Origin of the sequence: Exiguobacterium sp. s80, assembly GCF_018618725.1 — a bacterium.
Taxonomy (GTDB): domain Bacteria; phylum Bacillota; class Bacilli; order Exiguobacteriales; family Exiguobacteriaceae; genus Exiguobacterium_A; species Exiguobacterium_A oxidotolerans.
In genome coordinates, this window is record NZ_JACSMP010000001.1 from 510220 (window position 1) to 523819 (window position 13600).

Annotated in this window: 12 protein-coding genes; 10 read left to right on the top strand and 2 right to left on the bottom strand. The window is 47.4% G+C overall.

The window, feature by feature from the left end; translation table 11 throughout:
* The first annotated feature begins 30 nt into the window (after positions 1-30).
* The 9 genes from KNP94_RS02595 to KNP94_RS02635 all read left to right on the top strand — a co-directional run bounded on the left by KNP94_RS02595 (position 31) and on the right by KNP94_RS02635 (position 10368).
* Positions 31-1569, top strand: a complete 1539-nt coding sequence (locus KNP94_RS02595) for a helix-turn-helix domain-containing protein (protein ID WP_215115152.1) — start codon at positions 31-33, stop codon at positions 1567-1569.
* A gap of 33 nt (positions 1570-1602) precedes the next feature.
* Positions 1603-2520 carry an ABC transporter substrate-binding protein gene (locus KNP94_RS02600; RefSeq protein ID WP_215115153.1) on the top strand — a complete coding sequence of 306 codons (918 nt, stop codon included), beginning with the start codon at positions 1603-1605 and terminating at the stop codon, positions 2518-2520.
* A gap of 94 nt (positions 2521-2614) precedes the next feature.
* Entirely contained in the window at positions 2615-4342 is a 1728-nt protein-coding gene (locus tag KNP94_RS02605; RefSeq protein ID WP_215115154.1) for an IucA/IucC family protein, read from the top strand.
* Positions 4299-5948 (top strand): IucA/IucC family protein, encoded by a 1650-nt coding sequence (locus KNP94_RS02610; RefSeq protein ID WP_215115155.1) that lies wholly within the window; start codon positions 4299-4301, stop codon positions 5946-5948. Before KNP94_RS02605 ends, KNP94_RS02610 begins: the two co-directional genes overlap by 44 nt.
* Positions 5935-7143, top strand: a complete 1209-nt coding sequence (locus tag KNP94_RS02615) for an AMP-binding protein (protein ID WP_215115156.1) — start codon at positions 5935-5937, stop codon at positions 7141-7143. The genes KNP94_RS02610 and KNP94_RS02615 overlap by 14 nt, the downstream gene beginning before the upstream one ends.
* Positions 7140-7394, top strand: coding sequence for a phosphopantetheine-binding protein (locus KNP94_RS02620; RefSeq protein ID WP_214767498.1), 255 nt, complete (start codon positions 7140-7142; stop codon positions 7392-7394). The genes KNP94_RS02615 and KNP94_RS02620 overlap by 4 nt, the downstream gene beginning before the upstream one ends.
* Positions 7394-8392, top strand: coding sequence for a DUF6005 family protein (locus tag KNP94_RS02625; protein WP_215115157.1), 999 nt, complete (start codon positions 7394-7396; stop codon positions 8390-8392). Before KNP94_RS02620 ends, KNP94_RS02625 begins: the two co-directional genes overlap by 1 nt.
* On the top strand, positions 8340-9167 hold the full coding sequence (locus tag KNP94_RS02630; RefSeq protein WP_215115158.1) for a sugar phosphate isomerase/epimerase family protein: 828 nt from the start codon (positions 8340-8342) through the stop codon (positions 9165-9167). Before KNP94_RS02625 ends, KNP94_RS02630 begins: the two co-directional genes overlap by 53 nt.
* A 94-nt stretch (positions 9168-9261) precedes the next feature.
* Positions 9262-10368, top strand: a complete 1107-nt coding sequence (locus KNP94_RS02635; protein WP_088836825.1) for a glycerol dehydrogenase — start codon at positions 9262-9264, stop codon at positions 10366-10368.
* Between the two features lie 46 nt (positions 10369-10414).
* Here KNP94_RS02635 and KNP94_RS02640 read toward each other — a convergent pair whose 3' ends face one another.
* Entirely contained in the window at positions 10415-11350 is a 936-nt protein-coding gene (locus tag KNP94_RS02640) for a peptidoglycan DD-metalloendopeptidase family protein (protein WP_215115159.1), read from the bottom strand.
* A gap of 410 nt (positions 11351-11760) precedes the next feature.
* Positions 11761-12495 carry a peptidoglycan DD-metalloendopeptidase family protein gene (locus tag KNP94_RS02645; protein WP_215115160.1) on the bottom strand — a complete coding sequence of 245 codons (735 nt, stop codon included), beginning with the start codon at positions 12493-12495 and terminating at the stop codon, positions 11761-11763.
* 333 nt (positions 12496-12828) lie between these two features.
* Here KNP94_RS02645 and KNP94_RS02650 point away from each other — a divergent pair, with 333 nt between their 5' ends.
* Positions 12829-13293 (top strand): NUDIX hydrolase, encoded by a 465-nt coding sequence (locus KNP94_RS02650; protein WP_214804895.1) that lies wholly within the window; start codon positions 12829-12831, stop codon positions 13291-13293.
* Positions 13294-13600 lie beyond the last annotated feature (307 nt).

The following is a 13600-nucleotide window of genomic DNA, read 5'->3' on the forward strand; positions in this document are numbered from 1 at the left end:
TGTCAAATGTTTTTTTAGGGAGCAAACACTATGGAAGTGAATTTAAAGCCATTAATCATCCAAAAATACTGGTTGCTGGAAGGGGACCGGCAACCGGTCAGTTCGGGCATCATCATTGTTGTTGTCGGCAAGGCGTTTTTATATGACGACCGCCAACGGTTACATCCGGGTGAAAGCGCCTGGGTCGATCAAACGCAGGAGGTACTGGCAGCTACGAAAGAGAGCAGTCTTGTTTATCATCTTGCCGTAACCGGAGACCGTTGCCCACTTTACCGGCAAAATCCGGAACAACTTCACGCACAGTTGCGAAGAATGAGTACGAGTCCGACGACCGTCAAGGGGATGCTACGCCAACAGCGTCTCGTTTATGAGTTGCTTGAGACATTAAGCCACGAACAGGAAAAACATGTATTCGAACAAGTGACGAAAGAATGGCTACAACAACTAGGCGATAACCGTCCCGTCAACGAACTGGCAGTGGAGCTCGGGATGTCTGTGCCGACATTTAATCGGCTGTTTAAGGAGCGATATGCCGAAACACCTAAAGCGTACTTAAATCAACTCCGCATTCGAACAGCGAAAGAGTGGATGCTGACGTCGCCGGACATGACGTTGGCACAAATCGCTCAAAAGGTTGGTTTGCAAGATGAATTTTATTTTAGCCGTTTATTCAAAAAGCGGACAGGTTCGTCTCCCACCCATTTTTTGAAGCGTGCTTCACCCCGCATCGGTATCGCCAGCCGTCTTTTATTGCAGGACCACTTGCTGGCGCTTGGTCTGCAACCGATTCTTGCTCCAAGTTATCCGACGGAATACGGTGCGAGTGGCCTACCTGTATTTTTAACCGATTTGGAAGGTACACAGTTTTATGACGCCAATCGCCCCGCACCGCGGGAAGTGTTTGAATCGATGCAACTGGATTTGATCATCAAGACACCAGATCTCGATAAACAGCATGATGTCAGCTGGTCGCCGCCAGAACACGTCCTCGAATTGCCCCGCCAGACGTGTTGGAGCGAGTATCTGCGTCTGCTGGCAATCGCAACAGATCGGGAAGAGCGCCTCGAACCGATTATGAAAGAGGTCGACCGGTTGGAACAAACCGTTCGGGAACGGATAGCGTGGCACCGGACGGGGACGTGGGCGGTAGTTTGGATTCGCCCGGACGAGGTGCGGCTTTATGGAACGGGTCAGCATACGATGCTTGATTTTTTGTTTCAAGATGTAGGGATGACAAGTGCGACCGGTTTACCGGAGACGGTTTACCAATCTGTCACATTATCAGAACTGAAAATGATTGAACCGGACAATCTATTGATTTTATGGAGCCAACAGACGGATATCGAACGGATTCAACATGATGCCGCCTGGCAAACGCTCAAAGCAGTCAGCACGCATCGCGTCTTTTGTCCGGACAGTGTTGACTGGGATCCATGGGGACCGCTCGGACGGATTCATATGTTACGCCAATTCCTGATTTACATCGAACAGGACAAACGATTGATTTGTCCATGGAAGTTGACGGGTTCGTCCATGTCGTTTTTAAGTGATAATGATTATCATTACTAATGAAGAACGAGTTTGAGAGGAGAAAAGAAAATAATGAAAAAAATCATAGGGGTAACATCAGTCCTTGCGACATGTGCAGTTTTAGCTGCATGTGGAGGGGAAGCAAGCGAACAGCCGGCTAAGCAGAAAACAGCCGTCCATACGGTCGAACATATTTTCGGGAAAACAGAAGTTCCGGATAATCCGAAGAAGGTCGTCGTCTTATCGCACGTCTCATGGGAAGGCTCACTTGTTTCAGTTGGCGTTAAACCGTATGCGGTCATGGCGTATGACAATGAGTTTCCGCCCCACTTGACGGAAGAACTGCAAGGAACGAAAGCCTTACCATATGCCGACGAAATTAATCCGGAAGAAATCGTTAAGCTCAATCCGGACTTACTGATCATCAGCGACCGTTACAAACCACTTTACGATAAACTGGCAAAAACGATTCCGACTGTCGCAGTCGAAGTCGGCGGGGACTGGAAAGAAGATCATTTGAAAGTTGCGGAAGCTGTCAACAAAAAAGCGGAAGGGCAGGCAGTCATCGATGACTTGTCGGAAGAAGCGAAGAGTATCGAACAACGCATCAAGGACAGTGTCAAAGACGAAACGTTTATGGCCGTATCGGTCAATAAAAAAGATATTCGTGTTTACGGTCTGACAAATCATGCGACAAACTCATTGTTGTTTGACGATATCGGATTAACACCGACGAAAGGTTTACCAAAAGATTTCGGGGAGAACATTTCCATCGAAGGGTTGGCGAAATACAATCCGGACCATATCATCGATCTGTCCTACTTCAGCAGCGGTCCTTACTACGATGAAGTAACAAACGGAAAGGTCTGGAAAGGATTAACGGCAGTAAAAAAAGATCAAGTTCATCAGCTATCAACGACATGGGGCTTCTGGGACCCGATTGAACGTGAAAAAGGGTTAAAAGAGCTGGAAGACGTCTTACTGAAATAATCAATTACAGAGCAGGAAGAGGAACGGGGAAACCCGTTTTTCTCTTTTCTTACAATGAGAATCGTTATCAATTGATGGAAGGATAGTGGCAGTCATGACAACACGACAAGAACGTATCGATGAGATTGCAACCCGGGCAACGCTCCAGGCATTTGCGAATAGTTATCTCCGTGAAGTCAAAACAGTTGATTGGTTCATTCCGAAAGAGGAGGAGAGAGAGAAGTGCGGTAAGAGTGGTTGCCGAATTGATGTGACAACAGTCTATATCCTCGAAATCCGTCATCGTTCACGCATTGGACGACATGAAATCGGGCGGATTTATCGCCAGACTCCGAGCGGATTGGTGGAAGAAGCACCTCTTGTCTTCATCATAGCGTGTTGCCAACATCTTCAACGGCTTGTACCGGGATTAACGGATTTACTATACCGGGTCCTCGATAGCCATCGGGTGATGTGTCAAGTCATCACACATCAGTTGGACGAGACGACGCGAGCTCAGACATTCCTTGAACATGAACAGACAGTTCGGTTCGGACATTGGTTTCACCCGACGCCGAAAAGTCGGGTAGGAATGCATGACTGGGAACAAATCGCATATGCTCCAGAATTTAAAAACGGTTTCCAACTCGATTATTTTGCCGTCGATCGGACTTTACTGATTGAGGAAAGTGCGACGGATCGGCTGATCAGTGAGCAGATGTGCAAGCAACTCGAATCAACGGTAAAACTTTCAGCTGGAGAAGCGCTTCTGCCGGCACACCCTCTGCAAACTCAGTTTTTGTTGACGCAAACGACTGTTAAAGCATTAGTGGCACACGGACGGATTCGCCACCTCGGGCAGCTCGGTCCACTGTATTATGCGACATCTTCAATCCGGACGGTTTTACATACCGACGGCCTGCACATGTTGAAGTTTTCGATTCCCGTCCAGGTAACGAATTCACGCCGAGTCAACAAACGACATGAACTAACGGCAGGGATAGTCATGAAACGTCTCGCCGGGCATTTGACGATGCCCCGAGGATTTTCAATTACGCATGATCCGGCATACGCCACACTTTGGACGGATACGGAAGAATCCGGTTTTGAAGTGATTTACCGGGAAGCACAAGCCGACGCGGTCAATGTCGCTGCACTCGTCCAGGAACCGCTGGACAATGAACCTTCCGTTTTGATGTCGCTCGTCCTCGAAGCGAAACAAGCGGATCAGTCATTGGAAGAAGCTGCATGGGACTGGTTTGCAACGTATATTGAACTGACACTTGGGGCGTTGCTCGAGTTGTACGACAACTACGGCATCGCGCTTGAGGCACACCAACAAAACAGCCTGATTACTGTTGAACAGGGACGGCCTATCCGTTATCAGTTCCGCGATAACCAAGGGTATTATCTCGCCCTGTCCTGCGAAGAGAAATTATTGTCTTTGGAACCATCATTGGATCAGGCACGAGAACTGTTTTATGACGAGTCGACGATTGAGGAACGGTTAACGTATTACATGGTCTGGAACCATTTGGGCGGACTGCTTCACCGTTTTGACCGAGACGGACTCTTACGGGAACAGGACATGCTCGATTGGCTCGGAACTTGGCTTGATCAACGACAGCAAACATTGTCGGGTCCGGCTCAAGACTGGATTCACTGTGTCCGCTCACGTCAGACGCTACCGTACAAGGCGAACTTGCTGACACGTCTGCATGCACTCGACGAGCTGGAAGTCAGCGGGGAGCGGGTCATCTTTATTAAAATCGCTAATCCATTACAACGGGAGGTCCCTCATGAGGCAAACGAGCGAACAACGTGTCTGCAAACAACTTCTTGAAGCACTTTTATTCGAACGGATCGAGCCGTTCAGTGAACATCCGCGACAAGACGGCAATGCGACGTTTCGATTCATCCGTCCCCCGTATGAACTGACGATTAACGGGAGGCGTGGGGCATTTGACCGGATTTGGCTCGAACTTTCTACAGGTGTGCTGACCAAAAACAATCAAGTTCAACCGATGACACTGGCGCAAATCATCGCGTGTTTTCAAATTAAGGATTCGCTCCGGCAAGAGCTCGAGCAAACGGTCGCGCTTGATGAGAGCTGTCCCGTCCCCATCGTTGCACGAACGCAAATGACATACAGTGCTTTAGAGCAGGCGTTAATCGAAGGACATCCGTATCATCCATGCTTCAAGTCCCGCATCGGATTTTCGCGCGCCGATCATTGGCGATATGGACCGGAGTCGGGACAGCGGTTTCGTTTACGGTTCGTCGCACTTCCGGCTACTACTGTCCACATGACACAAATGAATGGCGTGATGGAACAGGCATTCGGTCAAGCGACCCTTGAGTGCTTAAATGCACTTCTAATCCGCGCAACAAATGATTCCGCCGATTATCAAATTGTTCCGGTCCACCCGTGGCAATGGAGATGCGTCGGGATGGACGTCCTCGAGTCGGGCGGCATTGACCTTGGAGAAAGCGGTCCCCTGTTTCAAGCGACTCAATCAATCCGGACTGTTTTCCAACCAGGCGTACCGGGTGCTCCGCATATTAAGCTCCCGCTTGATCTCATCCAGACGTCGGCGAGACGGACGTTTGACGTCCCGAGCATTGTTGCGGCACCGGTGTTATCCGATTGGCTGATCAGAAGAGCGGAAAAGCTTCCCGTAACGTTGCTCCGCGAATTCGCCAGTCAGGTCGTCGAGACGAAGGACGGAAAATTATCAGGCCGCATCGGCTGTCTCTATCGCGACAATGTCCTGACGAATGTCACAGCTGAGGAAACAGTCATCCCTTTTACGGCGCTTGCCCTCAGCGAAGCGAACGGGGGACTGTTTCTTGACCCGTGGTTCAAGAAATACGGGATGGAACAGTGGGTAAAACAGTTTCTGACCGTTTATTTACAACCGGTCTTCCGTCTCGTCGCCGAAGAAGGGCTTGCTCTCGAAGCACATGCCCAAAATAGTTTACTCGTGTTAAAAGACGGCTGGCCAACGCGACTGATTCTGCGGGATTTTCATGATAGCGTCGAATATGTCGGGAAATTTGTCCGGCATCCGGAGGAGGTACCTGATTTTAAGACCGTCCATCCCGCTTTTAATTCGCCGGTCGGAACATATTACGAAATGAAAGACGTCGAGGCATTGCGCGAGCTCGTCAGCGATACGGTATTTGTATTTCATTTGACGGAATTATCGCATCAGTTGGAGGACAAGTACGGCTTGAAAGAAACAACGTTTTTCAAATGGGCTGCCGCGGTACTCGACCGACTCGAGCTGTCGCCGGATCGCTTTGCCGCCTTAGGATTCGGCGAAGCGACCATGTACACGGAGTCCCTCTTCGCGCGTAAATTCGAGACAGGGCAGTGCCGGCATCTTGTTTGCAATACATTATATACAAGGACGCAGAAGGGAAGCGAAACGCATGTTATATATTGAAGAGACGCTTTATACCGAACAAATGCTGACAGACCATCCCGTTTGCCAGTTAAGTTGGCTCGCTGACCCCGGGACTACAGTTGTTGCAGTTTGTACTAAAGACACGGCAGCCTGGATTGCCTTTTGTTTACTTATGAAAAGAACACAAGGAACGGTCGTACCGCTGCATCCGGACTTACCGGAAGCCGGTGCACGCGATATGGCGGAACGAGCAGGGTGTGACTTTTTAATTTATGGTGATTTTCAACAACCGGTTCGATTGACGCAGGCAAAACCTCGTCCGGGAGGTCTGATTCAATTCAGCTCCGGTACGACCGGAGAGGCGAAAGTGATTCACCGGACATGGTTGTCGATTGAACAAGAAGTGACAGCATACAATCAATGTTTTCCGTTACCGCATGCAACAGGAACGATTGTCGCCTGTCCGACATCACATTCATTCGGCTTGATTTGCGGTGTCATGGCGACGCTATATCGGGGGGCAGTACCCGTCATTCTCGAACATACGGCACCGCGACATGTCTTGCGTGTCTGTCGGGCACATCCGGATGCGATTTTGTATGCGGGACCGGGGCTTGTCTATCTGCTCAGTCAGTTTAAGCAACGGCTATTTGCAGTGATGATTTCCGGTATGACGTTGCCGAATAGTTGGTTTGAAGCGATTCAGGACGTGACCGATCATCTTTTACAGCAATACGGATGCTCAGAAACCGGTTGCATCGCATTACACCCTGATCCGAAAACAGCGCAGGCGATTGGCTATCCGTTACCACATCTTCAAACGGAGGCTGGAACTATAAATCAACCGGCTGAATTGCTAGTCGAATCAGATGGAACCTGGACGGGTACGAAGGATTTGGTCGGAGCGTCGGAAAACGGTGAATTGTTCTTCTTCAGCCGGTTGGACGAAATGATAAATGTATCTGGTCTATCCGTTTATCCAGCAGATGTTGAAGATGTATTACTACGTCGCGCCGACGTCAACGAAGCCGTCGTCTTTAAGAAAAGTGATCCTCTGCAAGGCGAACGAGTCTGTGTCCAGATCGTCAGTTCGGCGACCGAGGAGACATTACGTTCGTTTTGCCATGCGCATCTTGCTCCACATCAATGTCCGACTGACTGGACGTTTGTTACGGAAATAAAAAAACTGCCGAACGGAAAAATCAGTCGAATCCGACTGGGGGTGACGTCATGAGTTCCTTCCTCGACCAGCAGACATTTCATCAAATCGTCGAGGCGCAACTCGATGTCATCTTACCGATGGAAGTGACGGGACAGGAGCGGCTTCGCGATGAACTGCAACTGGATTCGATGCGATTGTTGCAGTTGCTCGTTCATCTGGAGCTTGAATACGGTCTCGTTCTAGCCGACGAGCAACTCGGACAGCTTCCACAGATGACGGTTGAAATGTTCTTAGCTGCGCTAACAAAAAAGGAGGTGCTTTGATGATAAAAGTTCACTGTCTCGTCAGTTGTATCTGTGAAACAATCAAGCGGTCGCAAGCAGATCATCGTCCGTATTATTTCGGGATTTGGGACGCCGACTTTGGCTTGACGTCCGATTTTGTTTTATCGCATCATGCCCCGGAGATTAATCATGAAGCGATGCTCGAGTGGTACCGTTTACTGTACGGGATCACAGTCCATCAGTGGTATGACCGGACCCTGTCACGGGCTACGAATATCATGAACCTCGAACGACTCATGAAAACGAAACGACCGGAACAATCGATTATCGTCATGCTGGATCTCGCGCAGTTACCGGAGCGGGAAAACAAGTTTCACCATGACGTGTTTCCACATTATGTGATGCTTGAACCAACGGATGACGAAGAGACATGGCGGATGATGGACCCGGATTTTAGATATGAAGGTGAAATGGATCGCGTACGGATCATCCAGGCAATCGATCAGCCGACTGTCGCCGGAGGGTTCTGGTTTGACGGGAGTCACGTCAAACTTCCGGATCGGGAAACGGTCGCAGCTTACTTCATGAGTGGTCTCAAGCGGCACCACCCGTTGACGGAAGCAGTCGGAAAAATTGTCTCGCATCATAAGAAAACACCAAATCGCTTACCTTCTGCGCTAAAACAACTTCCGGTCATCGCGATCCGTAAATATGCCTATGAACATGCTTTTGCTTATTTTTATGAACAGTTAGGTCTCGATTTAGGCTCTTCCGATTTCGACGGGTGGTGTGATCGAATCGAACGACTCGTCAATCAATATACTGTCATCCAGCACCGGACAATTAAATACAGTATGACGTGCGATCCAGCTGTTTTGACTGAGATTCAAGCGTTGCTCGCAGATCAGGCGATGTTAGAAGATACGATCAAACAACAGCTCATCGGATTATTTAACGAATACTGCCGGAAAGAAGGGGAAACAGATGAAAATTGCACTGTGTACCATCAGCTATCGCCATCATCTCCGCTCGTTTGACGACTTATTATCCTACGCATTGGCGGAGCAGTTTGATGCGTTAGATGTTTGGGGGGTTCATGCGAAGCATTTACAGGACGATGAAATATTGCGTTTACGCGAGCATGCTATAGAGGTCAGTATGCTGAGTCATTATCTATCGTTTGACGCACCATTATCGGTGTTGCTTGAACAGACGAAAGCGTTATCCCGTTTAGGACAACGAATCGGAACAAGGCGTATTCGGATTTTTGCGGGCAACAAGTCAAGTCAGCAGTTGACCGAACCGGAACGGGTCCGGCTCGTCTATCAGTTGCAGGGCGTTTGTAAGGTTCTAGATAAAAGCAAGCAACTGCTGTTAATTGAAATTCATCCAAATACGGCAGCGGACACGATTGAATCGACGGAACGGTTAGTACGCGAAGTGAACCATCCGGCTTGCCGGCTGAACTTTGATGTGTTGCATGTCGTCGAATCAGGTGCTGATCCGGTCACTGCTTACCGTCGTCTTGAACCAGTCATCGAACATCTTCACTTGAAGTCGATTGCCCGGACGGATCAATTCGAAGTCTTTAATCCGGCAAACGTATATGCGGCAGGTGGAACACGTGACGGTATGGTACCGCTGTTTGATGGAATCATTGATTACGAAAGATTTTTCGAAGAACTGAAGCAAGCGTTAACATTGAAAACGGCCAGTCTTGAATGGTTCGGTGATAGTCCGGATGAACAATTAAAAACAGATTGTCGTAAAGTACGCGATGTATTAGAAAAATCACAACTGCAGTTCATGTAATGGTCATACAGATCAGCGTTTAAGAAGCGGCGCGAACAGGGAAACACTATTGTGTACGTCATTGTTTCGTGTTTTCTCGGAAAGGATGTTGATTATGTCAGAACGTGTCTTCATCAGCCCAAGCAAGTACGTCCAAGGAAAAAACGTCATCGACCGGCTCGGTACATACGTGAGCCCGTTCGGAGATAAAGCTCTGTTGATCGCAGACGATGTCGTCTTTAAAATCGTCGGGCAACGGATTCATGACTCCTTTGAAACAGAAAAAATTGGTATCGAACAAGTCGACTTTAGTGGGGAAGCATCGCGCCATGAAGTCGAACGGATCACGAAGCAGGCGAAAGAAGCGGACGTCCGCTTTGTCGTCGGGGTCGGCGGCGGGAAGACGCTGGATACGGCGAAAGCCGTCTCGGACGAACTGACGGTGCCTGTCGTCATCGTGCCGACGATTGCTTCGACCGATGCACCGACGAGCGCGTTATCAGTCATTTATTCAGACGCCGGGATTTTTGAGAGCTATCGCTTCTATAAAAAGAATCCCGATCTTGTCCTCGTCGATACGAAGCTGATCTCGGAAGCACCGGCGCGATTCTTCGCGTCCGGGATTGCCGACGCGCTCGCGACCTGGGTCGAGGTCAGAAGTGTCATCGCATTCGGCGGGAAGACAATGGCCGGTGGTCGGCCGACGATTGCGGCGGAAGCGATCGCGAAACGCTGTGAGGAAGTGTTGTTCGAACATGGTCGACTCGCGTATGAGTCGGTTCAAGCAAAAGTCGTTACGCCGGCTCTTGAAGCAGTCGTCGAAGCGAATACGTTACTGAGTGGACTTGGTTTCGAAAGTGGGGGACTAGCCGCGGCACACGCGATTCATAACGGCTTCACGGCGCTTGATGGTGACATCCACCACTTGACGCACGGGGAAAAAGTTGCATTCGGGACGCTCGTCCAGCTGGCGCTTGAGCAACACAGTCAAGAAGAAATCGAGCGGTATATCGCATTTTATATGGATCTCGGGTTACCGGTCACGCTCGAAGACGTTAAACTCAAAGATGCCTCGCGCGACGACATCTTGAAAGTCGGGGAAGCGGCGACGGCAGATGGTGAGACAATCCATGATGGATTCGATGTGACGGCGGAAGAAGTGGCTGATGCGATCATCGCCGCGGACCGTTACTCGAAAGCCTATCAAGCAAAATTAAAATGAGTCAGAAAACAAACACCCCCGACCGGATGTGGTCGGGGGTGTTGTCTTATAAGTAATCGAGCGGATTGACACTGCTTGCAGCGGAGGTTGCGCTGTAGACATATGTACCACGATGAAGCTCGAAATGAAGGTGTGCTCCGAAAGCATTCCCTGTTTCGCCGACCGTTCCGATCAGTTGTCCTTGCGAGACCGTTTGACCGACGGAGACGCTCCGGCTGTTTAAGTGAGCATAGAGGCTTGTGAAGGAAGATCCGTCAATTGTATGAGTCATCATGATGTAGTTCCCGTACGCGCCGTAGTTTTTAGACGTCGTGACTTTACCGGCAGCTGTCGCATAGACGGGCGTTCCTTTTGCTGCACCATAATCGATGCCGTTATGGAACGTATAACCGTAAACGCCGCTTGAAGAACCGTATCTTTGTGTGATAGTACCTTTCGTTGGTGTAATGAAGGTTTTTGAAGCTTTACTCGCTGCTAAATATGTACTTGTTAGTGACGTAGTTGAATACTTTGTGACATAACTACTGTAAACATAGCGTTTTTCTCCATTATAAAGAATCTTCGACCAATTACCTTCTTTTCCGAGGTAGAGATATCTTTCACCATTATCGACTGATCCAACTATACGGCTGCTAGTCGATGAACCTGTACGAACGCGAAGATTATCAACATTAATTTTTACTTTATCATAACTCGTTACAGAATATTTTTTCACATAAGAAGAATATACATATACTTCACGTGATCCATAAAGAATTTTAGTCCAGTTCCCAGATTTCCCGAGATATTTATATGTATACCCTTTGTTGACACCAGCGATAATATTTGAGGATGTAGAAGGACCAGTTCGAACTCGTAATCCATCTTCAAGTATTTTTACTTTATAGTACGTTGTCGCAGCATCAACTTTCGGTACTGCATATGTTGTCATTCCAGCTACTGCAATGGCAGATACTGTTAAAGTCGTAAAAATTTTTTTCATATATGTTCGTCCTCCTTGAAAATCAACACGATAGGTCAGTTGTTTGTTGAAAATATGTTCTACTAAATTTCATAAATGAGTATAACATTACTTAAAATGTTTAAATATTACATTAACATTTCGGAAATGTTTCAATAGAATATATTTAGGTTATCCAAAAATAACATATGACATTTATTGGTTTTTCTATATATATCAACATGTTTTAGATGTTTAAAAAATGTTCATACACTGGGGAATTGATAAAAAGTGTGACAAGATGAGGGCGTTTAAGATAAAGTTGAAATGGAAATAATAGTATTTTTTAAAATTTGAATTTTTGTAATATTGATGTTTAAAAAATTTTTTTAAGTTTTCAAAATAGGAATCTAAACAAAAAAGACACCTGATTAGAGGTGCCTTTCATTGACTTAAAGTAAGTTGAGTGGGTTGACACTGCTTGCGGCTGAAGAGCTGCTGTAGACGTAGCTGCCACGATGAAGTTCGAAGTGAAGGTGAGCACCGAACGCATTACCTGTGCTACCGACTGTTCCGATCTTCGTTCCTTTTGCAATCGTTTGACCCGCATAAACTTTACGTGAATTGAGGTGGGCATAAACACTTGTGTAGGTTAAACCGTTCACCTTATGTGACATCATGATGTAGTTTCCGTACGCGCCTTGATATTTTGAGGAGATGACTTTCCCAGTGGCTGTCGCATAGACAGGGGTTCCTGTCTTCGCTCCGAAGTCGACACCGTTATGGAACGTATATCCGTAGCGGCCGCTTGCATTGCCATAGCGTTGCGTCAGAGTCCCGCTTGTCGGGCGAATAAAGCTAGACGAGACGGATGCTTTTTTTGCAATGCTTGTTTTAGACTTGAGGCTGTACTTTTTAACGTATCCTGAGTATACGTAGCGTTTTTCTCCACCGTAGATGATTTTCGTCCAGTTTCCTTTACGTCCAAGGTACTTAAACGTTTGGCCCGAGTTGACGCCTCCGATGATCCGGTATTTTGTTGAAGGGCCGGTCCGAACGCGAAGTCCGTCTGCCATGACTTTTACTTTATAAGAAGTACCAGCCGCTTCAACCTTACCTGTACCCGTAGCTGCAAATCCTGAAACGACAAGCGCGCTCATCGTCATAGTTGTCAAAATACGTTTCATGTTGTAAATCCTCCTGATGTGAAAACAAAGTGACGGGTTAATGAAAAATGAAATGACTGAGTCATTAAATAGGATGTGTTGTATATAGAGTAGATTGAGTTAGTAGAGTGAGTTGTGCTTTGGAACAAACTGAGTATAGCATTCGGAATTTACAAATCGATATTTCAATTTTATTTCTAAAATATCTTTAGATAATATATATTGTAATCTTCGTTTTGAGATAATTAAGCAATCCCTTGAGACGAGGGTTTGTCCATGTCATCTGTTTGACTTTTTTATTACAAAGTCAATTATGGGAAATTATGATATTGTATCGAAACATAACAAAGGAGTGTGGAACAGTTGGATATTAACTTTAAGTTTGAGAAGCAACGATTCAATCACCGGGCGGCTGCCGTGATCGTCAAGGAAGGGTGTCTCTTAATTCATCGTAATATTCGAGATGCTTTTTGGGCATTACCAGGGGGACGGATTCAACTGATGGAGAGCGGGGAGACAGCGGTTGTCCGTGAAATCAAAGAAGAATTAGGATTAGAAGCACAAGTTAAACGTTTTTTGTGCGTTCACGAAAATTTCTTTACATATGAAGACGTCGCTTTTCATGAAGTCGGTTTTTATTACGAAGTCGAGTTGTTAGATGAGATCAATGTGACGACGGAAGATTTTTACGGTGTCGAGGGCGAGGAACTGATTTACCGGTTCGTCCCGATCGACGAATTGCCATCCATCGAATTCTATCCCCTACAGTTAAAAACGATGCTGAAGACAGGTGAGTGGGACCGTCTAATAAAAGAATGAATTCCTGGAGTAAGACTTGTATGCACCCTTTTTTGAAGGGGATTCTGGCTGTAGACAACGTGCGATTGGGAGATCAAGCGTCTTTTTTCGTTGCTTTCCCCGGGCGAGGCGCAAGTCGTCTCGAATCGCTTAGAACCGCGAAAAGCAATCGGTCGCGACTCTGCAGCTTTGCTGTAGTGGTGCGGAAGATTGCCGCTTTGAAGACGAGGCGAGACAAAGCAGCGCGAACGGATTGCCTCTTTTTATAGCCTGTTCACGCTTCATAAGAGTTTGTCTGTAGTCTGTATCCCCTTTTTGAAGGGGATTT